Annotated in this window: 24 protein-coding genes; all 24 read right to left on the bottom strand. The window is 50.0% G+C overall.

Going from position 1 to position 24,001, the window contains the following annotated elements:
• Positions 1–141: 141 nt before the first annotated feature.
• Positions 142–525 (bottom strand): DUF2802 domain-containing protein, encoded by a 384-nt coding sequence (locus BST96_RS15715; RefSeq protein ID WP_085759614.1) that lies wholly within the window; start codon positions 523–525, stop codon positions 142–144.
• Position 526: 1 nt separating this feature from the next.
• Positions 527–1,006, bottom strand: a complete 480-nt coding sequence (locus tag BST96_RS15710) for a chemotaxis protein CheW (RefSeq protein WP_085759613.1) — start codon at positions 1,004–1,006, stop codon at positions 527–529.
• A 136-nt stretch (positions 1,007–1,142) separates the two neighbouring features.
• Positions 1,143–2,198, bottom strand: coding sequence for a chemotaxis protein CheW (locus BST96_RS15705; protein WP_240554818.1), 1,056 nt, complete (start codon positions 2,196–2,198; stop codon positions 1,143–1,145).
• Between the two features lie 30 nt (positions 2,199–2,228).
• Positions 2,229–3,011, bottom strand: coding sequence for a ParA family protein (locus BST96_RS15700; protein WP_085759612.1), 783 nt, complete (start codon positions 3,009–3,011; stop codon positions 2,229–2,231).
• 301 nt (positions 3,012–3,312) lie between these two features.
• The gene (gene motD, locus BST96_RS15695) at positions 3,313–4,359 is read right to left on the bottom strand and encodes a flagellar motor protein MotD (protein WP_085759611.1); all 1,047 of its coding nucleotides are present in this window, start codon (positions 4,357–4,359) and stop codon (positions 3,313–3,315) included.
• 8 nt (positions 4,360–4,367) lie between these two features.
• Complete coding sequence (locus tag BST96_RS15690; protein ID WP_085759610.1) at positions 4,368–5,111, bottom strand: flagellar motor protein; 744 nt, start codon at positions 5,109–5,111, stop codon at positions 4,368–4,370.
• 9 nt (positions 5,112–5,120) lie between these two features.
• Positions 5,121–6,221 (bottom strand): protein-glutamate methylesterase/protein-glutamine glutaminase, encoded by a 1,101-nt coding sequence (locus BST96_RS15685; protein WP_085759609.1) that lies wholly within the window; start codon positions 6,219–6,221, stop codon positions 5,121–5,123.
• 31 nt (positions 6,222–6,252) lie between these two features.
• Complete coding sequence (locus tag BST96_RS15680) at positions 6,253–8,517, bottom strand: chemotaxis protein CheA (RefSeq protein WP_085759608.1); 2,265 nt, start codon at positions 8,515–8,517, stop codon at positions 6,253–6,255.
• Between the two features lie 58 nt (positions 8,518–8,575).
• A complete protein-coding gene (locus BST96_RS15675) occupies positions 8,576–9,385 on the bottom strand; it encodes a protein phosphatase CheZ (protein ID WP_206045354.1) in 810 nt (269 codons plus the stop codon).
• 52 nt (positions 9,386–9,437) lie between these two features.
• The gene (gene cheY, locus BST96_RS15670) at positions 9,438–9,824 is read right to left on the bottom strand and encodes a chemotaxis response regulator CheY (RefSeq protein ID WP_085759607.1); all 387 of its coding nucleotides are present in this window, start codon (positions 9,822–9,824) and stop codon (positions 9,438–9,440) included.
• Positions 9,825–10,051: 227 nt separating this feature from the next.
• Positions 10,052–10,780, bottom strand: coding sequence for an RNA polymerase sigma factor FliA (locus tag BST96_RS15665; protein ID WP_085760559.1), 729 nt, complete (start codon positions 10,778–10,780; stop codon positions 10,052–10,054).
• 23 nt (positions 10,781–10,803) lie between these two features.
• Positions 10,804–11,631, bottom strand: a complete 828-nt coding sequence (locus tag BST96_RS15660) for a MinD/ParA family protein (protein ID WP_085759606.1) — start codon at positions 11,629–11,631, stop codon at positions 10,804–10,806.
• 220 nt (positions 11,632–11,851) lie between these two features.
• On the bottom strand, positions 11,852–13,330 hold the full coding sequence (gene flhF / locus BST96_RS15655) for a flagellar biosynthesis GTPase FlhF (protein WP_085759605.1): 1,479 nt from the start codon (positions 13,328–13,330) through the stop codon (positions 11,852–11,854).
• A 30-nt stretch (positions 13,331–13,360) separates the two neighbouring features.
• Positions 13,361–15,481 (bottom strand): flagellar biosynthesis protein FlhA, encoded by a 2,121-nt coding sequence (gene flhA / locus BST96_RS15650; protein WP_085759604.1) that lies wholly within the window; start codon positions 15,479–15,481, stop codon positions 13,361–13,363.
• Positions 15,482–15,635: 154 nt separating this feature from the next.
• Complete coding sequence (gene flhB / locus BST96_RS15645) at positions 15,636–16,796, bottom strand: flagellar biosynthesis protein FlhB (RefSeq protein ID WP_085759603.1); 1,161 nt, start codon at positions 16,794–16,796, stop codon at positions 15,636–15,638.
• Positions 16,797–17,138: 342 nt separating this feature from the next.
• Positions 17,139–17,915 (bottom strand): flagellar biosynthetic protein FliR, encoded by a 777-nt coding sequence (gene fliR, locus BST96_RS15640; RefSeq protein ID WP_085759602.1) that lies wholly within the window; start codon positions 17,913–17,915, stop codon positions 17,139–17,141.
• Between the two features lie 10 nt (positions 17,916–17,925).
• Positions 17,926–18,195, bottom strand: coding sequence for a flagellar biosynthesis protein FliQ (gene fliQ, locus BST96_RS15635; protein WP_085759601.1), 270 nt, complete (start codon positions 18,193–18,195; stop codon positions 17,926–17,928).
• Between the two features lie 14 nt (positions 18,196–18,209).
• Positions 18,210–19,016, bottom strand: a complete 807-nt coding sequence (gene fliP / locus BST96_RS15630) for a flagellar type III secretion system pore protein FliP (RefSeq protein WP_085759600.1) — start codon at positions 19,014–19,016, stop codon at positions 18,210–18,212.
• Positions 19,016–19,519, bottom strand: a complete 504-nt coding sequence (gene fliO / locus BST96_RS15625) for a flagellar biosynthetic protein FliO (protein WP_206045353.1) — start codon at positions 19,517–19,519, stop codon at positions 19,016–19,018. The genes fliP and fliO overlap by 1 nt, the downstream gene beginning before the upstream one ends.
• Before the next feature lie 59 nt (positions 19,520–19,578).
• Complete coding sequence (fliN, locus tag BST96_RS15620) at positions 19,579–20,022, bottom strand: flagellar motor switch protein FliN (RefSeq protein WP_085759598.1); 444 nt, start codon at positions 20,020–20,022, stop codon at positions 19,579–19,581.
• A gap of 90 nt (positions 20,023–20,112) precedes the next feature.
• Positions 20,113–21,081, bottom strand: coding sequence for a flagellar motor switch protein FliM (gene fliM / locus BST96_RS15615; protein ID WP_085759597.1), 969 nt, complete (start codon positions 21,079–21,081; stop codon positions 20,113–20,115).
• A 35-nt stretch (positions 21,082–21,116) separates the two neighbouring features.
• Positions 21,117–21,662, bottom strand: coding sequence for a flagellar basal body-associated FliL family protein (locus BST96_RS15610; protein WP_085759596.1), 546 nt, complete (start codon positions 21,660–21,662; stop codon positions 21,117–21,119).
• Positions 21,663–21,986: 324 nt separating this feature from the next.
• Positions 21,987–23,468 (bottom strand): flagellar hook-length control protein FliK, encoded by a 1,482-nt coding sequence (locus BST96_RS15605; RefSeq protein ID WP_085759595.1) that lies wholly within the window; start codon positions 23,466–23,468, stop codon positions 21,987–21,989.
• A gap of 140 nt (positions 23,469–23,608) precedes the next feature.
• Positions 23,609–23,947, bottom strand: coding sequence for an Hpt domain-containing protein (locus BST96_RS15600; protein ID WP_085759594.1), 339 nt, complete (start codon positions 23,945–23,947; stop codon positions 23,609–23,611).
• Positions 23,948–24,001 lie beyond the last annotated feature (54 nt).

Below are 24,001 nucleotides of genomic sequence, written 5' to 3'. Positions count from 1 at the left end.
AACCCCACCCCTGCTAGTAACATTTTGGGTATAAACAGGGTTTGTCGCAAAAGGGGATAGTAAAAAAGACGAGAGTTTCTTGTAGCAGGAAAGTTGTCGTTGGAAAGTTGTCGCTAGAAGGCTGCCGCTAGAAAGGAAGGGTTACTTTGCCGCTGATTTTAGCAAAGTAAGAAGATCGGCTTCCGCCTCAGGAAGACCATAGCGATCAATCAACTCATTGGCGTTAGAACCATTACTGGCTGATGATACTGCCTGGCTATAGGGCATGGACTCAATATTACTCATGGCCATTTGCTGCTGCTTTTCGATTGACAGCTTAAGCTTTTTCTCAACACTGATTAAGCGTTGACCCACCCCCATCGCCGCGCTATTAACCGCTGCAACTTCATGGGTCAGTGACAGGATGTCTTTTTCTGCCTGCTGCTCAACCTGACTCAGGCGCTTGTTTAACTGGACCGCATAGCTTGCCACTGCCACTAAGGCAATACAGCAGACAACCAATACAATCCAAAGCGACATAATCATGTTAAAACTCTTCTATTTCTGACCACTCCTGATCGGTAAGCAGTTTGTCCAACTCTACCAGGATCAACAGTTCATTGTTTTTGTTACAGACACCCTGAATAAAACGGGCGCTTTCATCGTTACCCACATTCGGAGCGGTTTCGATTTCGGATTGACGCAGGTAAACCACCTCAGCCACCGCATCGACCAGTATACCGACCACATGGTTATCTGCTTCGATAATGACAATACGCGTTTGGTCCGTGACCTCAGTCGTTGGCAAGCCAAAACGATGGCGGGTATCAATAACGGTAACCACATTACCCCGCAGGTTGATAATGCCCAACACATAAGCAGGGGCGCCAGGCACCGGCGCAATTTCGGTATAACGCAGGACTTCTTGTACCTGCATAACATTGATGCCGTAGGTTTCTCCCTCTAAACGGAAGGTTACCCACTGCAACATTGGGTCATCAGCATTCTTGGCTGTATTTGTGGACATATATCGTTACCTTTAAGGTGTACCCCGCCGCTAACCATAGCGGCATGGGCGTCAATAATTAATCATTGCCGTCCCATTACTATAGAACATTGCACTATCTGTGCCAGCCTTTGTCGTTCTGTTTATACAGCGGGCACTAGCGCCGAGCTTTGTTGTTAGCCTCTTCCGCCTCAAACATGGCCGCCAATTGACTGACATCCATCAACGCACACATATGCTCGATCACTGTACCCGCCAGCCATGGGCGCTTACTGCGCTCACTGCGCCAGCGCACATCTTCCGGCTCCAACACTATAGCGTTAGACACTGTATCGACCGCCAGCCCCCAATCCATAGCATTAATTGAGATAAGGTATTGGAAGTTGTCCTGCATACCCTCGGTATAGCGCTCTGGCATGACCACCTTGGGGGTATCGATAGCTCGCAGATTGCCTTCTTTAATCGGCAGCAAACCCATAAACCAGTCTATTTGGCCGAATAATGGCGTAATCTCATCGTTAATCGGGTAAATGCTACCCAGCTCTACCAGAGGGACAGCCAGAGTCAGGCCGCCGACCTTAAACAACAGGCACTCAAAACGCTCCTGAGCCCAGCTGGGTCGACCATTGCTCCACTCGGTAACCGGTGGCGTAGCTGCAACAGCCTGTTCCGCTATTACCGTTTGTTCTTCTACTTCTTGAGCGGGCGTGGCTATCTCTGGAGCTGGAGCGGGTGGCTCAACGTTCAGGGGGAGGTCTGCCTTGGCGTCAGCTTTGGGTTCAACCCTCGCCTCAACCCTCGCCTCAACCCTCGCCTCAACTTTGGCCTCAACTTTGACCTCACTCTGGGGTTCAACCGGCTCTATCACCTCAACCGGTGGGGGCGGCTCGACTTTTACCTCAGGCTGGACCTGGGGTAGCCGTGCTTTTAGGGTAAAAGGCTGGGCCGGCTCTGCATAGGGCTTATTATCGGTGTCCGCCGTATATCGCCGACGCTCCGGTGCTGCTCCGGGGTTGCTATTAAGGGAGTGAACCGAGGAGGTTCTGGGTCTGCGGGAGGAACCGGTAAAAGGGGTGACATTGTTGGCAACTACATCCGTGGCAACCGCCTCTATCTGAGTCTCGGGTTTTTCCGTGGCCGACATTAATAACAGGTCCAGATAGTCCTGCACAGACTCCTGTTCGCTGTCATTGTTATCGGGAGGATTGCTCATAACGGTGATTATACGCCAACTGGCCCCAAATTAGGCGCGCAGGCGTTGCTCCTGTTGTGCTAACAGGAATTTTAGCAGGGCTTTGTACGCAGTAACACCACGGGATTGAGGGTCATACTGGGAAGGGGTCTGCCCTTCACGGCTGGCATCCCTAAAGCGGGTATCTACCGGGATCATAGAAGCCCAGATAGTATCGGTATAGGTATTACGCATAGTGCGCAGGGATTTGACGGAAGCCTGGGTACGACGGTCAAACATGGTGGGAACCACCAAATAGTTCAGTTCTTTTTTCAGTGAACGGGTCACCATGGTAATGGTGCGAATCATCCGCTCCAGGCCCTTTAAGGCCAGGAATTCGGTCTGTACCGGAACCAATAAACGCTCGCTGGCGGCCAGCGCATTAATCATTAATGCACCCAGTACTGGTGGGCTATCAATCAACACATAATCATAGCTATCCCAGACCAGCGCCAGTGCCTTGGCAACTTTCAAGCCCATGCCTTCAGCGGCAGCACGGCGTTCAACGGTGGCCAGGGCCATACTGGAGGGCAACAGCGTCAGGTTCTCGGCGGGTGTGGTTAATAGCAGGCTATCGATATCAGCCACAGTCAGCTCATCATCGGTAAACAGGTTAAAGCTGCTTTTTTGCAGGCTGTCGGGGTCATAACCAAAATAACTGGTCATAGAGCCGTGAGGGTCAAGATCAAGTAGCAATACCCTATGTCCCTGATCAGCCAATAGACCACCCAAGGTCACAGCCGAAGTGGTTTTACCCACGCCTCCTTTTTGATTTGCCACTGCCCAAACGCGCATGTAGATCCCCTGATCGCTGTCAAATACCCGTCATTAATAAACACGAGCTTAGTGTTGCCTAGGATAAAGCAAATTCCTTGCCATCGGAACCTATGCTGTATTCCCGCCACACGTTAATCTGTCATTCTCACCCAGCCGCATTGCTGTAAGAGAAATACTTAAGATCAGCTCAAGTCGTAGGGTGGATTATAATCCACCATTTATAGCGGCTCTGGGCTGGGCTTGGTGGATTATAATCCACCCTACTATCGGGCTTAAAACACCTACGCTAAAATCTGCAAAGGTGGGAACGATAGTTTGCTTACTCATCTCTTGGCGCATCATTGGTAAACAATAGTCCACCATCATCCAGCTCAATGGTTCTTACCCCTTGCAGCGGATCAGCGGGCGGTGCTGCAACAGCTGGTTCTGCTGTTTGTTCTGGGTTATTAACACCCGGGATAATAATCTCGATACCCGTATTGGCTGCCGCCGATGCCGCTTCCTGCTCAGAGCGTTTTAATAAGTCTTCAGTGGAGGTTACGGTTCTTAATTCCGGCCGCAATTCATTGGTTTTGGAAATCATTAACACCACCCGCCGATTTTCTGCACGCCCCTGTGCGGTGTCATTATCACTGACCGGTTGAAACTCACCATAACCGATAGCAGCAAGGCGGCCGGGATCAACGCCCTCTTCAATAAATAACTGAACGACGGAGGAAGCCCTGGCGGTGGACAGCTCCCAGTTGGAGGGAAAGCGCGGTGTATTAATCGCCTGGTTATCGGTAAAGCCTTCTACTCTAATGGGGCTGCTCTGCCCTTTTAGTATCTCGGCAATACTGCCTAGCAATTCCAATGCCGGCGTACTTAAAGTGGCATCACCACTGGAAAATAATAGGGAGGACTTTAGTTCGACTTCTAACCATTCTTCATTGCCGCGGATGGTAATTTTTTCATCGCGAATTAAATCACCAAAGGCCTGGTCAATTTGCACATTGATTTGTTCAAACTCTGAGGGAAAGCCCCCTTCAATCGGTTGCGAGTCCCTGCCCTCCTCATTACTCTCGGATTGGTTTTCAATCAGGGCATTGCCCATCTCCATTTCAATAAAACTTTGCGGATTGGACTTGACGATTTCGCCAACCTGAAAAGGATCAAGGGTACGCTCCGGATTATTGGTGGAGACTACTTGAGTGGTGGTAAAGACTTCTGACAAAGTACTGGATAGCACTTTATATTTCCCATCATTCACTTGCGAGATGGAATACATCACCACAAAAAAAGCAAACAATAGGGTGATAAAGTCGGCGTAGGATACTAGCCAACGTTCGTGACTTACAGGTTCTTCAACTATCCGGCGACGTGCCACTGGCCCTCCTAACGATGCAGAAAACCGTTGAGCTTAAGCTCAATCGCTCTTGGGTTTTCACCTTCGGCTATGGAGATAATGCCTTCAATAATCAGGTCACGGAACTGCGCATCCATTCTGGCGAGGTTGCGCAACTTGCTGGCAATCGGCAGCAGTAATAAATTCGCAAAGCCAACCCCATAAATGGTAGCGACAAAAGCAATAGCAATACCGGAACCTAATTTGCTGGGGTCCGACAGGTTGCTCATCACCTGAATCAAACCCATTACCGCACCAATAATACCAATGGTAGGCGCATAGCCTCCCATGCTTTCATAAAATTTAGCCGCATCCACATCGCGCTGCTCTAATAGCAGGGATTCAACTTCCATAATGCTACGAATATTTTCTGGCTCACTACCATCAACGAGCAGTTGCAGGCCTTTGCGAGCAAAAAAGTCGCTTTCCATTTCTGAAATCGCTTCCAGACCTAACAAGCCCTCTTTGCGAGCAGCGATAGCCCAACGCACAACTTTATCGATACCTTGATTAAAGGCCAATGTCGGTGGAGAAAATACCCATGACAGGCGATTGACGGCTAATTTTAAACCCGTCCAGGGTGTTTGCAGCATGGCCGCCCCCAGAGTACCACCAATAACAATAATGGCCGCGGGTACATTAATCAGGGCAGCGATGGTGCCACCCTCCAGATAGTTGCCACCAATAATGGCCGCAAAGCCGAGAATAACACCAATAATACTTAGGATATCCATAACGGCACCCTAACCTATTTCACTAAGGCGCTGGCCAATCTTGGACAGAGGCAGCACCTCATCGGTAAGATTGGCTTTGGCAACTGCCATCGGCATACCGTAAATAACCGACGTTTGTTCATCTTGCGCCCAAACTTTTGCGCCTTTTTGTTTTAATAATTTTGCGCCTTCACAACCGTCAGAACCCATTCCGGTTAATACAATAGCCAGTACTTTATTGCTAAAGGCATTGGCCGCCGACCCAAAAGTAACATCGACACAGGGTTTATAATTTAACCGCTCATCACCGGGTAAAACTTTTATTCTGCCGCCTTTGCCAATCATCATCTGCTTGCCACCGGGAGCCAACAAAGCAACACCGGGACGCAAGGTGTCGCCGTCTTTGGCTTCGACAACACTGATTTTGCACAGTGAATTTAAGCGCTCCGCAAAGGCTGCGGTAAAGGTTGAAGGCATATGCTGAATCAACACAATGGGCAACTGAAAACTTGCCGGCAACTGGGTTAATACATTTTGTAAGGCAACGGGGCCACCGGTCGAAGTCCCTATCGCTACCAACTCAAAATCCTGTCGCCGATTTCTGGGGGATACGGGTCTTGCAGGGGCTGCCGGTTTAGCCGCTGTCGCGGGTGTTGGTGACGGGGCTGGAGCCGGTGCAGCGGTTTTAGCAGCTGGTGCAGGGGCCATCGAGCTTTTTAAGGCATTGCCCTTACCAGCACCGGCTACTGTTAAAATTCTTTCCGCTAATTTTTTCTTGAGTACCGCCGAGCTTTTAGAGATTTCTTCAAAATTTTTGGGCAGGTAATCAACTGCGCCGGCCTCTAAGGAATCCAATGTAACCCTGGCACCTTCATAGGTTAGGGATGAGAACATTAAGATGGGGGTTGGGCACTGCTCCATAATATGCCGTACGGCGGTAATACCATCCATCACCGGCATTTCGTAATCCATAGTCACGACATCAGGTTTTAGTTTTAAAACCATATCTATCGCTTCACGGCCATTGCTGGCGGCGCCAACAACTTTTAAACCGTCAAACCCATTGATCATCTCACCCAGTCTGCGGCGAAAAAATCCGGAGTCATCAACCACTAAGACGGAAACCGTCATTCCTTACCTCTTAACTCAACTGTTAAATGATCTAGCCTGCATAGCGTTTTAGCATACTCGGCACATCAAGAATCAACGCAATACGACCATCACCAGTAATGGTTGCACCCGCCATGCCCGGCGTACCTTGCAACATTTTACCCAGAGGTTTGATAACCACTTCTTCCTGACCAATCAATTGGTCAACCACAAAACCGACTCGATGTGTGCCCACCGTCACAATAACCACATGGGCGCTTTCGGCAGGCTCAGTAGCATGAGCGCCATCAACCAGCCATTGCTTCAAATAAAATAGCGGCAGTGCTTTGTCCCTGACCGTCACCACTTCCTGACCGTCCACCACATTGGTGCGAGTCAGATCCATATGGAAAATTTCGTTGACGCTGACCAGTGGGAAAGCGAAGGTTTGATCACCTAACATCACCATTAAGGTCGGCATAATCGCCAGAGTTAATGGCACTTTAATTTCTAAACGGGTGCCCTCACCCACTTTCGAGGTAATTTCAACCGAGCCGTTTAATTGGGTGATTTTGGTTTTTACTACATCCATCCCCACGCCTCGTCCAGAGACATCGGAGATTTCGGTTTTGGTGGAAAAACCGGGCATAAAGATAATATTAAAACATTCGCTATCGCTTAAACGGGCTGCGGCATCTTCGTCAAAAAGGCCTTTTTCTATAGCCTTTTGGCGTAGCATATTCGGGTCCATACCGCCGCCATCATCAGTGATAGACAGTAAGATATGGTCCCCTTCCTGCTCCGCTGCCAATACAATTTTGCCCACTCGTGGCTTGCCAGCACTCTCACGATCATCCGGCATTTCAATACCGTGATCGACGGAGTTCCTAACCAGGTGAACCAGCGGATCGGCCAGCGCCTCAACCAGGTTTTTATCCAGATCAGTCTCTTCCCCTTCTAATTCAAGGGTAATTTCTTTTTTCAGGTTACGGGCCAAATCCCTGACCACGCGAGGAAAACGACCAAAGACTTTTTTGATCGGTTGCATACGGGTTTTCATGACTGCCGTTTGCAAATCAGCGGTTACAACATCGAGGTTGGAAACCGCTTTGGTCATGACTTCATCGCCGCTTTTCGCACCCAGACGAACCAGACGGTTACGCACCAGTACCAGCTCACCCACCATATTCATAATGTCATCAAGACGCTGGGTATCCACTCGGACCGTGGCTTCTGCGGCGGGGGCTCCATCTTTTGAGGCGGCCTTTTTCGCTGGAGCAGCTTTTTTCTCGGCAGGGGCTTTGGCCGCTGGGGCTTTTTTCTCTGCCGGGGGTTTTGTTGCAGGCGCCGGCTTTTTAGCCGCAGGTGGCGGTGTTGCTGCCGCAGCTTGTTCTGGAGCCGCAGCACCTGAGGCGGCAACCGTTGGGCCCTGACCCTTGCCATGTAGCTGATCTAGCAGCGCTTCAAATTCATTATCATCAATAAGGTCGCCACCACCAGCCCCACCAGCAGCTGGGGTTGGAGCCACTGAACCTTGTTTGGCGGCAGCAAATTCACTGGCCTTGGAGGAGCCGGGAGCGGCGCCGCCATGTAAGTCGTTCAGCAAGGCTTCAAATTCGTCATCAGTGATTTCATCACTATCGCTATTCTCAGCCGCGGCAGCTGGAGCAGCCGCCGGTGCTGGAGCGGCGGCAGCCTCGGCGGGAGTGCCACCATGCTTACCCTTGCCATGTATTTCGTCGAGTAGCGATTCAAACTCATCATCGGTGATTTCGTCACCGTCGCTGGCTGCGGCGGCCGGTGCTGGTGCTGGTGCAGCCGCTGATGCTGGCGCCTCACCCTCACCGGGCTCGGCAATAGCACTTAAAAATTGTTCAAATTCAGCATCGGTGATATCACCCTCAGGCTCAGCAGCTGCGGGGGCAGCAGCCGGTGCTGCGGCTGCAGCATCATCGCCTTTAACCAAAGCTTCAAGGCTGGCTAGTAATGCGGGGTCGGCGGCTTCGGGGTCTTCACCACCTTGCACCTGTTCAAACATAGCGTTAACAGCGTCTAACGCCTGCAGCACCACATCCATCAGTTCAGGGGTAACACTGCGCTGGCCGTTACGGAGAATATCAAACAGGTTTTCGGTAACGTGACAACAGTCCACCAGGGAATTGAGCTGTAGGAAACCGGCGCCACCCTTAACCGTATGAAAGCCACGGAAAATGGCATTGAGAAGATCAACGTCGTCGGGACGCTGTTCCAGGTCAACCAACTGTTCAGACAATTGCTCCAAAATTTCCCCGGCCTCAACCAGGAAATCCTGAAGTATCTCTTCGTCTTCACCGAACATTCACTACTCCCCAGCAAACCAAATGTTTCGTATTTAAAATAGTAGGTTGAGACTCTTGTTAGAAGCCCAAACTTGATAGCAGGTCATCAACATCATCCTGCCCGGAAACCACATCATCGCGCTTATCGGCATTCAGCTGCGGCCCTTCGGCCTCAGAGTCCAGCCCTTCTGGCACTGCGCCGTCAGCGGCTATTTCTTCAGCGCTGCGCACGATGCCGGTCAGTTCTTCAACTTGACCAGCCACCCGCATCAGCTCTACCAGACGCACTTCAACATCCTGCACCAGGCTAATCACTTTCTTGATCACCTGACCGGTTAGATCCTGAAAGTCCTGCGCCAGCAAGATGGTATTTAATTTTTCACTGAGCTGACTGGAGCTATCACCGGTCAGCGCTAAATACTGGTCGATACGGTGATAGAGGTCCTGAAGCTCTTCCTCATTCATCTCACCTTTCACTAAACGGCCCCAATCTTCACGCAGGGACACCGCTTTTTCGCCCATCTCGGTAGCCAGAGGGATACCCTCTTCTACCATGTCCATAGTCTTATCGGCAGAACTCTGCGTTAGATTAATCACATAATCCAGGCGATCCTGAGCATTGGCCATTTGTGACTCTTCGGTATCGCCATCAGCATTACTGGTGGAGGGCTCACCGATATCAAAATTGACAATGGCATCGTGCAGGCCACGGGTTAGTTTGCCGACTTCACGGTAGATGCTGCGGTCACGGGCTTCGTTTAGCTCTTCAATCGCGGTGGTGGCACCGGGTAAGTCACCGGATTCCAGCTTTTCGATAAGAGTACGGGCACGGCCTTTGAGCTCATCCCACATTTCATCAGGCGGATTGCTTTGATCTTGTCCCAACATGGAGTAGTTATACCTTGCGTCAGTGGCTTTTGGAGTGGTCTAGCGGGCTGGGCTAGCCATCAACTCGCTCAAAGATTTTCTCGATCTTTTCTTTCAGAACTGCCGCGGTGAAGGGCTTCACCACATAACCATTAACGCCCGCTTGTGCGGCCTCTACGATCTGGTCACGCTTGGCTTCTGCGGTAACCATCAAAATAGGCATATCTTTTAAGCGGTCATCGGCACGGACGGCCTTGAGTAGTTCAATACCCGTCATTCCCGGCATATTCCAGTCGGTCACCAGAAAGTCGAAATTGCCGTTTTGCAACATCGGTAATGCGGTCTGGCCATCGTCGGCTTCTGAGGTGTTGGTGAACCCCAAATCACGCAATAAGTTTTTGATGATTCGCCTCATTGTTGAAAAGTCATCAACAATAAGAATTTTCATATCTTTGTCCAAAGCTACCTCCAGCGTTATATTTGGCTCTGCTGTACAAATTTCACTACTTAGTTAGTCTAGCCCCAGATCTTGGGGTATCCAGTATTCTGGCGACTTTATCGCAACTTTTATTGCGATTTTCATAGAAAAATTATGTATTTATCTCACCAACTTAAAGCTTATCGGCCAATGGCCGGAAAACTGTATAGATTGGGTGTCGGGAATTTTAAATCGGCTCTTGAATCCACTTAGGCCGTTGCAGTCGGGGATTGCTGCCAATCGACCATTCTGCTGCGCAGGCGCAGGGCCGCCTGGCTATGAATTTGGCTCACTCTGGACTCACTTACCCCCAAAACATGGCCAATTTCTTTTAAATTCAGTTCTTCATCGTAGTACAGGGCCAATACCAGCCGCTCCCGCTCCGGCAAGGTGCCGATGGCCTTGGCCAAACCCTGGCGCATCGCGTCACTTTCGATACCCTCCAAGGGGTTGGCGGTGGCGCTGGGCAGCTGTTCCTCAGGGCGGTCATCACCACTGATCAGCTCGTCATAGCTAAATAGCTTGCTGGAGGCTGAGTCCTGTAACATGTGGTAGTAATCTTCTATCGGGATATCCAGCTCGGCGGCCACTTCCTGGTCGCTGGCATCACGGCCCAGCCGGGTCTCCACATTGCGCAGGGCTTCAGAGACGCGACGGGAGTTGCGGTGCACTGAGCGCGGCGCCCAATCTCCGCGTCGAACATCGTCGATCATCGAGCCACGGATACGAATACCGGCATAGGTTTCAAAGCTGGCGCCTTTGGAGGCATCGTAGTTACGGGCGGCTTCTAACAGGCCAATTAAGCCAGCCTGAATAAGGTCTTCAACCTGAACACTTGCGGGCATACGCGCCAATAGATGATGGGCAATACGTTTGACCAGTGGTCCGTATTGTTCAACAACATCATCCATGGAGGATTTTTCAACTGTGCTATACATGGCGAGCCCTTCAGACAACGGCATTATTGCTGCCCGGAAACACCCTGCACTAAACGCTCCACGAAGAATTCTAAATGTCCACGCGGCGTAGAGGGCAAAGGCCAAAGATCAACTTTTTCTGCTAATTGTTTATACGCTAGAGCAGCCTTGCTACGAGGAGAGAGTTCAACGACTGGACGCTGGCGTTGTACTGCCTTGCGCACCGATTCGTCAAAAGGGATATTACCCACATATTGCAGTGTCACATCGAGAAAGCGATCGGTGACCTGAGTGAGCTTATTATAGAGATTACGACCTTCCTGGGTCGAACGTGTCATATTGGCGATCACCCGAAAACGGTCAACGCCATAGTCTTTATTGAGTAATTTAATCAGAGCGTAGGCATCGGTGATCGATGAAGGCTCATCACAGACCACCACTAACACCTCTTGTGAGGCGCGAACAAAGCTGATGACCGAGTCGGAAATACCCGCCGCGGTGTCGATAACTAACACATCGATTTGTTCGCTGATTTCACTAAAGGCATGGATCAGGCCGGCATGCTCCATAGAACCCAGCATGGTCATACGCTGAGTACCGGAAGAAGCGGGAATAATACGAATACCACCGGGGCCGGTGAGCATAATATCGGTTAAGGAACACTCGCCAGCCAGTACATCTTCAAGGTTGCGCTTGGGACGTAAACCCAGCAATACATCGATATTGGCCAAACCTAAATCCGCATCCAGCAAGGCGACGCGACGTCCCATTCCTGCCAGACAGACACTTAAGTTAATAGAGACATTGGATTTACCAACGCCCCCCTTACCACCGGTAACAGCAATTACTTGTACGGGGTGAGTACTACTCATCGCCTGAACCTGCTCCTATTTATATTTTTATAGCTACTGCTTGTATCAGTCCTAGCATCGCTAGTTTGTCGCATTGTACACCAACAGCGCTGCATCTATACAAAAGTCTTGCCCAATAAGCTGATATTTAAAGCTTTTTTAGGTTTGCCACTGTGTTTATAGCTGCTAAGGCTGCAAAACTCCAGTAGCCCAGCGTTTACCGCCGAATTCGTGCACTGCGCTAGCTGGTCGCCATCAGCGCCTGGTTTTTCGATAAGGCTGACATTTCATCGGCCATGGCCTCATCATCGGTGCTGATATGCTTGGCCAACTCAATGGCTGAACGTACCAGGCTGCTTGGGTTAGCGACCGTAATATCATCAGGAATGCCCTGCCCATGGGTGCTATAGGCGACCGGCAAGGATTTATCAATAGCCAGATTTAATGACTCACCTAAATTGGCGGTTTCATCCAGTTTGGTCAGTACACAGCTGCTGAGGTTATCGGTTTTATAAGTATGGTAAGCCGCTTTAATCACTTCGGCCTGACTGGTGGTAGGAATCACCAGCACGGTTTTTAAGCGCTGGCCAATTTCATTCAGGCTGGCTAGCTGCGGTTTTAGCCGTGCATCCTGGCGGTTCAGACCGGCGGTATCCACCAGTACCAGAGCTTTGTGGCGCAATGAATACAAGACACGTTCCAGACTATTATTTTTATCGACGATACTCACCGGCACATTTAAGATACGACCAAATGTACGCAGCTGTTCATGGGCGGCAATACGCATAGTATCAGTGGTTACCAGAGCAACATCATCAGCCCCGTTTTCCAGCACATACCGGGCGGCCAGTTTACCAATGGTGGTGGTTTTACCGGCACCTGTCGGCCCAACAAAGGCAAAAACACCGCCGTCGCTGATTAAGTCATTATCTACCGTGGGTAGTTGCTGGCACAGGTCGGTCATCATCGACTGCCAGACACCGCCGCTATCACCCTCGCTGCCAATACGGGTCTGCTTGGCCAGTAATTGATCGGCGAGCACAGCGCCAACCCCCATACGTTTTAAGCGTTTCCACAAACTCGCCTGCTGCGGATTTTGCTGATTAAACTGCCCCCAGGCCATAGAGGATAATTGCTGTTCCAACAGGTCGCGCATGGACTGCAGTTCCTGACGCATCTGCACCAACTGTGGATCTTGCTCAGCCGTATTGACCGAGGAGGCTTGCGAGAAATTTGGCTGGGCGGTTTCTTCAGGGGTTTTAATTTGTTCGTCCACCGCCTGCGACATCATTTGCTCAAACGAAGATGACTCACTCGTCTGGCCGACCTCATCAAGTGCAGCCTCTGGAATTTGATCGGTGTTAATCGCCTGCGCTAGCATCTCACGGTTTTTCTCCGACAAGGTTGCCGCTAAAGCTTCTGCCCGCGCCTTGGCTTCGTTTTGCATACGCTCGACTTCAATCTCTAACTTGCTGGGTTTTTGCTCTGTCGGCTTAGCTTGTTGTGGCCGATAGTCCTGCGCTTGCTGAAAAGGATTGGCAGCAGTGGCTGACTCTGACGACTGCGAGGGAGCGATATCCGCAGAGTCAATAGCGGTTAAAATTTCCACCCCATCCGGCACCCGTTTATTGGATAAGATCACGGCTTCAGGGCCCATTTCTTCCCGCACCATATTCAGCGCCAGACGCATATTGGCTGCGACAAAACGTTTCACTTGCATTGTTTAAGACCCCTTCTTAACCCACTGTTGTTAGCCAACCGTACTTTCTATAGTAATTTGTTTGTCATCCGGTATTTCTGCATAAGACAACACCTGCATGTCAACCGCGCTGTAACGAATAAACTTAACCAATACATGGCGCAGAGGTGCCGATACCAATAACACCGAAGGCTTGCCCGCCATCTCTTGCTTTTGCGAGGCTTCAGCCAGTGCGGTCTGTAACTTCTCCGCCAGCCCCGGCTCTAAAATAATATCGTCAGTAATCCCGTTTTGTTGCGCCTGATGTACTGACTTAAGCAATAACTGTTCCATTGATGGATCCAGTGCTATAGCCGGCAGTACCGCGTCGTTTCCATAGATGTTTTGTACAATACTGCGACGCAAAGCCACCCGCACCGCACCGGTTAAAGCGCCAAGATCTTGACTGAGATTTACATTGGCCGAGACCGCGGCAGCAATCGTTCTTAAATCCCGAATGGGCACCTGCTCCATCAGCAAGTTCTTCATTACCCCCAGCAAGACATTCATCGGCACGATTTCCGGCGCCAGCTGCTCCACTAACTTGGGTGAATGCTTGGCCAGCATATCCAGCATCTGCTGCACTTCATCGTGGCCCAGTAATTCATGGGTGTGTTTGAGTAGCAGCTGGTTAATATGGGTGGCCACCACCGTACTGGCATCGACCACGGTATAACCCAAGGTCTGGGCCTGATCTTTTTGCGAGGGGTCAATCCAAAGGGCTTCTAAACCGAACGCCGGATCGACGGTTGGAATACCATCCAATTTGCCAAATACCTGCCCCGGGTTAATCGCCAAGTCACGGTCGGGATAAATTTCTGCCTCACCGGCAGTAACACCCGTTAAGGTAATCCGGTAAGCCGTTGGGGTTAAATCCAGATTGTCGCGAATATGCACCGAAGGAATTAAAAAACCCACTTCCTGCGACAGCTTTTTACGAATACCTTTAATTCGGCTGAGTAGCTCCCCACCCTGCGCTTTATCAACCATAGGAATTAATCGATAACCCACTTCCAAGCCAATAGCATCTACAGGCTGCACATCATCCCAACCAATTTCAGGCACTTGCGCCTGTTGAACCTGCTGCTCCTGTTGAGCCTGAACTTTCTCGGTGCGCTCTGCGGCAACCCGCTCAACTTCAACCTGCTCTTTACGCTGTGTAATCACATACGCTATGCCGCCAATAATGGCTGCCAGCGATAAAAAAGCGACATGAGGCATACCGGGGATAATACCCATAAAACCTAAAATAGACGCGGTGACGATCAAGGCTTTAGGTGAGCTAAACATTTGCCCAGTGATTTGCTCTCCCATATCTTTGGAGTCGCTCACACGGGTAACCATCATCGCCGCGGACGTAGAAAGCAATAAGCCTGGAATTTGCGCGACCAAACCATCACCGATGGTTAACAGCGAGTAAACTTCCATCGCACGGGAAAATTCTAATTCGTGCTGCACCATACCGATGGCCAAACCACCAATAATATTAATAAATAAAATCAATATACCGGCAACAGCATCACCACGAACAAATTTACTGGCACCATCCATCGAGCCATAAAAGTCGGCTTCGCTGGCAATTTCCTGACGGCGGTTTCTGGCCTGATCCTGATCGATCAGCCCTGAGTTTAAATCCGCATCGATAGCCATCTGCTTGCCGGGCATCGCATCCAGAGTAAATCGAGCACTCACCTCGGAGATTCGACCGGCACCTTTGGTGACCACCACAAAGTTGATAATCACCAGAATTAAAAACACCACCAGACCCACGGCATAATTACCGCCAATCACCACCTCACCAAAGGATTGGATAACTTTACCCGCGGCATCCCCCCCCTGATGGCCATCTAACAGCACCACTCGGGTAGAAGCGACATTCAACGCTAAGCGCAACAAGGTAGCCACTAAGAGCACCGTTGGGAAAACGGCAAAATCCAGCGGGCGCAAGGCATAAACAGCCACCAGCAAGACGACAATGGCCAGGGCAATATTAAACGAGAAAAACACATCCAATAGAAAGGGGGGAACAGGCAGAGTCAGCATGCCGAGAATGGTCAGCAGCAGCACAGGGACACCCAAATTACTTTGAGTTAACGCTTTAAGACTAAATGCCTGATTATTTGTGACGTTCATTATTGGTTGTTTACCACTGACTGTGAGGCATACTGCTAAACGTCGCTGCCATCACGGTATCTAAAGCGTTAATAAATTGTCGGTTTTGGCCAACAATCTCCCGGTTATTATCCTTATTGCAAGAATCCTTCCAGTTTTAACCCGGCGCTACGATTTATTGCTCCGGGGCCGGGTTACCCTCTACGTCATACTGAGCTTCGCGGGGTACCACAATCTCCGCCAGCGGCTTGGGCCTTCTGCCCTTGCCATCCTTATGCGCCTTAAGCTGGAATACATAGGCCAGAACCTGTGCCACCGCCAAATACAAGGCACTCGGAATCTCTTCGTCCAGTTCAGTGGTAAAGTAAATCGCCCTGGCCAGAGGTGGCGCTTCCAAAATCATAATGTCGTGAGCTTTGGCAATTTCACGGATTTTAATCGCCATAAAATCTACACCCTTGGCTAATACCATCGGCGCGCCCCCGCCATCTACATCGTATTTCAGGGCAATAGAGAAGTGCTCAGGGTTGGTGATAACCACATCCGCTTCGGGCACCGCTTCCATCATCCGCCGCTGGGCCATTTCCCGTTGCAACTGACGAATCTTGCCCTTCACTTCAGGCTTACCCTCGGTATCCTTCATTTCATCTTTGACTTCCTGAAGGGTCATTTTCATTTTTTTACTGTGGTCAAAAATCTGGTAGGGAACATCGATAGCGGCAATAAAAATCATGGAGGCACTGACCGCCAAAATCGACCAGGCAATAATGGTTAACATATGCTCCAGCGCAGGCTTAAGATTTTCCGTCGACAGACCCAGTATCTCGGAATAGAACAGCATCAACATGGCAATGGCTGCCGAGCCCACCAAAACCACTTTGCCAATCGATTTAATCAACTCCACCAGCGAGTTCATGGAGAACATGCGCTGAATGCCCTTAATCGGATTCATTCGGCTAAGTTTGGGAGCCAGCGCTTTACCACTAAACAAGAAGCCACCCAGTGCAGTAGGCCCCACCAAAGCGGCCACCACCACCACCCCAAAAAAAGGCAGCAAGGCTTCAATCGCCGCATAGGTGGTATCACTGAGATGCAGCATCATTAGCTGAGTATCAAAGACGGCTTCGCGGGAAACGGTAAAATTAAACCGCATAAAATTCATCAGCGCATGACCAAGATCACCGCCCAGCGTAATCAAGCCACCCACACCCGCCAATAATACCAGCGTCGTCGTTAACTCTTTGGAGCGAGCGACCTGCCCTTCGCCACGGGCCTTTTCCAACCGTTTGGGGGTCGCTTCTTCGGTTTTTTCCTGACCGTTCTCGTTCTCTGCCACGGTGGTCTCTGTAGTATTGGGTGGGCATGTGCCAAAAGGCTGCCGGTATATGAGCAGAGAGCAAGAGTTGTGCCATGGCTTATGGTGTGGCTAGTAGATACTGTTGGAACGAGCTGAGGTGGGGTGTCACATTTTCTATTTCTTTCAAAGTTTTTGGTTTACGAATACATTGAGTTTTTACACTCGAATAGCTACGTGAACATGAAGAGTGAGTGAGGGGGCTGGTTTCAGGGGCGTAAAAATGCAGGGATGCATTTTTCCGAGCGCCCAGGGATGGTTTACAGCGCCCCCTGAAACCAGCCCCCTCACTCACTCCTGCAACCAATCCAGACAACCAAACAACTAAGGCGTAACCAAAAACGCCATCAAATCCAAAGCCTCACGAGTAAAGCGATCAAATAAAGGCACATAACCCTGCAAAATAATATAAATAATGATCAAACCAATAATCAACATAGAAGGAAAACCCAGCGCAAAGATATTTAACTGGGGAGCCGCTCGGGTAACAATACCCAGGGAATAGTTAATCACCATCAATGAGGCAATCGCTGGCAGAGCCAATAACAAGGCACTGCTAAACATCCAACTGGCCCTGCCCGCTAATTCCATCAACATATTATCGCTAATAAACATACCGCCTACTGGCAGCGCATAAAAACTTTCTACCATCACATCAATCATCGCCAGATGACCGTTCATAGAGACAAACAACAAAGTCACCAACATCAGATGGAGCTGCGATAGTACCGTTACCGTAACACCATTACTGGGGTCCACCATCGAGGCAAAACCCAAGGCCATATGCATCGCAATAATTTGCCCGCCCACCACAAAAAGCTGCAACAGCAATTGCATAGAAAAACCCATAGCAATACCGATCAGCAATTGTTGCGCCACAATAATAAACGAAGGGATAGACAGCGCGTCCATCTCAGGCATAGCAGGCAAATTTGGCACCAATATCATCGTGACCAAAAACGCCAACACAATCCGTGTTCTAGCTGGGACCAACTGAGTACCAAAAATAGGCGCCGCCAAAAAAAAGCCGCCAATACGAAAAAACGGCCACAGCACCGAACTCATCCAACCACTGATTAATGCGCTTTCGAGAGCAAACATAAGCGCGCAATCAACCTATCAGCAGTGGCAAACTGGTTACCAGCTTGGTGGTAAAGTCGATAATTTCAGAAAGAATAAAAGGGCCGAATAAAATCAGCATAAAAATAGTGGTTAAAAGGCGGGGTAAAAAACTTAACGTTTGTTCATTAATTTGCGTAGCCGCCTGAAAAATACTAATCGCCAAACCCACCAACAAACTGGGCACCACCATCAGGCAGACAATCAGAATAACCAGCAACATCGCTTCACGAAATAAATCAACGACCGTATCAGGTGTCATTGCATACCACCTCGTCAATAGCCATAACTGGCAGCCAAAGTACCAATAATCATGGCCCAACCATCAACCAGTACAAACATCATAATCTTAAAGGGCAAGGAAATAATAATCGGCGACAGCATCATCATACCCATCGCCATTAACACACTGGCCACCACTAAATCGATAACCAGAAACGGAATAAACAAAACAAAACCCATCTGAAAAGCGGTTTTTAATTCACTGGTCAGAAAAGCCGGGGCCAAAACAAAAAACGGCGTATCTTTCGGGGTTTGAACATCCGTAGTATTGGAGATGCGCATAAACAAATCCAAATCCGTTTCACGGGTTTGAGACAACATAAACTTATGGAAAGGTCTGGAGGCCGCCTCTATCGCTTCCAGTGATCCCATCTGTTCATTCATATAAGGCTGCACAGCCGTTTCGTTAGCTTCTTCCAACACCGGCAGCATAATAAAAATGGTGAGAAAAATAGATAAGCCTAAAATAATCTGGTTCGATGGTGTGCTCTGCAGGCCGATCGCCTGACGAAGAATGGCAAATACAATAATCACGCGGGTAAAGGCCGTCATCATCATCAATACCGACGGCAGCAGCGTCAGCACGGTCATAATCGCTAGAATCTGGATAGTGACCGTGTAATCCTGACCACCGCTGGCATTGGTAGTCACGGTCATAGCGGGAATACCGGGCGCTACTTTCGCTGCTACATCGGTAATCGACTGTGCCGTCGCCGCCACCGATCCATCAACCTGGCCCAACGCCACCGCGGGCAACAACAAACAGAATAAGACGAAGGGGCGAAGCAAGGTCATCAACATCAAGACTGCCCTCCCCGCTTATTTTGCTGCAATAGATTTTTAATGGTTGAAGAAAAGTCTGCACTGCTTTCCGTGTTAACCGTGTTGCTAACAACAGGTTCATCAAAGCTCTGGATATGCGAGATACGGCCCGGAGCCACCCCCAACAATACCTGTTTATCACCTATATCAACCAATACCACCTTCTCACGAGTACCCAGCGATAATACGGCATTAACCTTCATTGCCTGGCCGCCCATCATCGGCACACCACCGACTCGACGAATCAACCAACCGATCGTGATAATTAAAAAGACAATTAATACTAAGCCGGCAATAGCCGTAACGGGGTCGGCATTGACCACACCGGCACCAACACCAGCCCCCTGATGAGCTTGTGCAGTAGCGGTCGCCGCAGGTGCCGCTTTTGAACTAAAGACTTCAGGATACGCTGGCACCGTTTCAGTAGCAGCCGGTATTGCCGTTGCCTCGTCGGCCATCAGGGGGAAGCTGATGAGCAGCACAAAAAGGCTAAGTATAGTTATTACTCTCTGTCGACACATCGGACAGCACCACATAATCATTACCGCAGTTTTTTAATACGTTCTGAAGGGCTGATAACATCCGTCATACGAATACCAAACTTTTCATTAACCACCACCACTTCACCATGGGCGATTAATGTGCCGTTTACCAACACATCCAATGGTTCACCTGCCAGACGGTCCAGTTCTATCACTGAGCCCTGATTAAGCTGCAACAGATTGCGAATACTGATTTCGGTATTACCCACTTCCATAGAAATATTGACCGGAATATCCATAATGACATCCAGGTCAGGGGCACCTTCTACTGCAGTTGCGGGCGTCGCCGCAAATTCATCCATTGGTGCAGGCTGAACATCAACATTGGCCTCGGCCAATACGGCATCAATATCATCCTGCCCTCCTTCATCGCCCTGTTCTGCCATTGCCGCAGCCCAGTCATCCGCCATGGCATCCTGATCTGTCTTATCATCATCACTCATTTTTTCCACCTACTGGCTTTAGCCAGCCACTCTCTGTTTATCAACGGATTTTGTATATTGTCAACGCTATAGACTAAACCTATGCCTTAGCTACATCGCGTTACGATCAATTTTATCGATAACCTGTAACGCCAAATTGCCTTTTGATTGGCCTAATTTGGCATCTAACATTGGTACGCCATTGGCCAACACCACCAGTTTTTCCGGCATATCAATAGGCACAACATCCCCTTCCTGTAGCTCTAGGATATCGCGCAAGGTAATTTCTTTTTCCACCAGGGTGCAGTCCAGATTCACAGTGGCACTCATAATATCTTCACGTAGCGACGTCACCCAACGCTCATCAATATCATCAACGTCCGTTTGCAAACCGGCATCGAGGGTTTCGCGAATCGGCTCAATCATGGAATAAGGCAAGGTGATATGCATATCACCACCACCGCCATCGAGTTCAACATGAAAAGTACTGACCACAACGACTTCACTAGGGCTAACAATATTGGCCATGGAGGGGTTAACTTCAGCATTTACAAATTCAAAGTCGATGGGAAGAATGGCTTTCCAGGCCTCGCGTAAATCGACAAAGGCTTCTTCCAGCACCATTTCAACCACACGTAATTCAGTAGGTGTAAATTCGCGCCCTTCAATTTTGGCATGACGGCCATCGCCACCAAAAAAGTTATCCACCAGCTTAAACACCAACTTGGCATCGAGAATAATCAGACCGGTACCACGCAGTGGCCGCAGCTTGACCATATTTAGGCTGGTCGGCACATACAGGGTGTGGACGTATTCACCAAATTTCTGGATTTGGATACCACCAACGGCAACATCGGCGGTACGACGTAATAAATTAAACAGGCTGATGCGGGTATAGCGGGCGAACCGCTCATTAACCATTTCAAGGGTGGGCATGCGACCGCGAACAATGCGGTCCTGACTGGTAAGGTCATAGGATTGCGCGCTGCCATCTTCGACATCCGACTCGGTATCGACATCGCCTTCGTCAACACCGTGTAATAAGGCATCGATTTCATCTTGAGATAACAGATCCTGCACGTTATATGGTTAACCTCTTCAATAATTGTTAGGCACTATTGCATCACAAAGTTGGTAAACAGTACTTCTTCGATACCCGGTTTGCCGATTTCGTCTTGCATCACTTGCTGCAAGGTTTCCAACGCTTTTTGACGCAGCAACTCTTTGCCTTCATCGGTTTGCAGTTCGTCGTATATTTCTCCGCCAAATAACATCACCAAGCGGTTTTTGATCAATGGCATATGTGTTTGCATCGCGTTAAACACGGCCATCTCACGGGTCAAAACGGTGACATCCACCTGCAGATAACGCTGCTTGCCCCGCGATGGAAAACTGACCACAAAAGCCGGCTTAATGGGGAAGTACATCGCAGGCTTGGGCTTGTTATCAATAACCTGCTCCACCGCCTCATCGCCATCACCCAGTTCAAGATCAACCTCATCACTATCAAAGAACCCCAGTGCAAACAGGGTTCCGCCAATCGATGCGGCTAAAACCAGCAGCCCCACCACGATCATAATGATCATTTTTGTCTTGCCACTCATCGGCTTTTTTTCTGCCGGTACTTCTTCTACGTCCTGATCTTCGTTTTCTTCAGCCATGCCAAACTTCCGTCGCTTTTTTGCGTACTAAACCACTGGCAGCAAAAGCTGTGCCAGCACCGTTATTTATATTAAATATTATTAAAAACAATCACTTAGATCGTTAATTGAACAGTGACAAGGTTCTGTCACTTATAGGGAAGTTTAGCTTATGGATTATTGATAGGAAAAAAGATTGCGGAGGAAAGTAGAGAGCCCGAGAACACACTGAGTTGAGCAGGCCTTGCAGGGACAGAGGTTTTGCCATCCCTGTGATTGTCAGGAGCGCTTGGGGTATAGGGATAAGCCTGTAAGCCCACCCTCCCTTAATCGCTCCTGCCCGAATTAAACGTACTGATCCACCAACGACAAGGGTTTAGACGCCAGCACGGTATCACCCTCAGCACGGTCTGCACCATCAGCCAATTCACCGTCACTGCCCTTTTCACCGCTGGCTTCTTCTGCATTGGCTTGCTCACGCTGCTGAGAAGCGCTTTGGTCCGAGACATCGACATCCGATAAGTTGACGCCCTGGTTTTCCATCATTTCCCGTAATCGTGGCAGGCCCTGATCAAGAGCATCACGAACAGCACCGTGGTTACTGGTAAAGACCACACTGGTCTGGTCACCACTGGTACTGATTTTCACATTCATCGGGCCAAGCTCTGGTGGGTCCAGGGCAATCTCAGCCTTGCTGATATTTTGCGCGCTCATCCACATGACACGCTGCATCACACCTTCACTCCAACCCGGCTTGCCTACCGGTACCGCCACTGCGGTTTGCAAACTGGTTTCGCTGGAGCTGCGATAAGCCTGTGGCGCCTCCGCACCCAATAGCGAGCCTACTGCGCTGGCAGCGGGGGCTGATGCTTCTTTCGCTTCGGTAAACGCGGTTTCAATAGTCGCAATACCCGAAGGGTTATTGGTCATTTGAGGCTTAATACGCAGACCCAGTGGTGATTCCTGCAACGATGACAATGTGGCCGACTTAACGCCCTCTGTGGTGGCCTCAACGCTGGCGCTTGCCACGGTTGCAGTGATAACCGGTTCTGCGGGGACTACTGGAACGGCAATACCTGAAGCATTGACCGTGGCGGGTTTACCGGCAGCAGCCGCTAAACCATGGTTCAGGCCCGCTGGGGTCTTGGTAACGTCCGCCTTCGCGGTATTCGTATTGGCTGCCACAACGGGAGCCACTGCCGCAGCGGTTGTGACTTGCGGAGTCGCTGTTGCAGCAGCGACGGGTGCCGCTGTTAGTTCAGCTGTAGGATTAAGCCCTGAGGGAGTATCAACCACTGCCGGTTTTACCGCGTCATTAGTTTGAGCCCCTGCTTGCAGCGGGCGACTCTCAGTGGTGGCCGCGACGGCTGCAGGGTTTGGCGGCGCCGGTGTATCCGCCATGGCCGGCGTATTTACTCCAGTGGTTAGCGGTATGTCTGGCTCTACTGCTGCGGTGGCCGCAGCTATCGCAGGTGTCACCACCTTAGCGGTCTCGCCAGACGGCAAACTCCTGCCATCGACGGGCAAAGGACTGCCACTATCGGCGGCAAATAATGTCTTCGGGCTGGCGGGTGCAGTGCTGAAGACTTCGTTGATATTGGCTAGCTCAAGTGCCGCCAATTCTTCAGCGGATGGCTCGGCTGCAGTGGTCAGCGCCGGTTGTGCAGGCTCCTGCTGGCCATCCATAATATCGGAAAAGCCTTGATTTTTTAATGACTTATCATCAGCTGGAAGTGTTGAAACCGACTTTGCAGCTTCGCTGCTTGCAACGGTATCGGTGACGCCCATCAGGGGGTTAACACCTAAATTCTGGCCCGTGGAGTTCATAGCAAATCCCAAATAAGTTAAACGATTAGCGCGACTTAAGCAGGTAATTGCAATTTAGTTGCCAACATTGAGTGGCACGGGAAAAGAATCAGGGAAATACTGATAGGTCGGAACAGCGACGGTAATATAGCGAGGGCAATTTACAGGGTTTCCAAAGCGGATTTAACCTGCTCATACTCGTCAATAATGCTCTGCTGCAATTGCTCGGCCCCCTCAGTGGAACCGTTATGGCCCAGGTCTTCAAGGCTGCGGCATAAATTGGTGAGGTTGGGGGCAGCCATATTGCTGGCACTGCCTTTAAAGCTGTGGGCTGCGCGACGAATAGCTTCGGCGTCCTGTGCGCTAATCGCTTCCCTGATACCGTCGATCCGTAGAATACTGTCGGTGGTAAAGGTCTCGACCAGTAAAGAAAACTCATCGCCCATCACTGCCTGGAGTTCTTTTAGTGCGTCCAGATCCAAATGCTGGTTAGCCTCCATCCTGTAAACCTCTTATAGTTGTTGTCATATCCTGATAGTACTCAGGGTAGACGA

Origin of the sequence: Oceanicoccus sagamiensis (assembly GCF_002117105.1) — a bacterium.
In the GTDB taxonomy this organism is placed as follows: Bacteria; Pseudomonadota; Gammaproteobacteria; order Pseudomonadales; family Dasaniaceae; genus Oceanicoccus; species Oceanicoccus sagamiensis.
The sequence above is the reverse complement of the archived record's forward strand: the minus strand, read 5'-3'. Positions and strand labels throughout refer to the sequence as shown.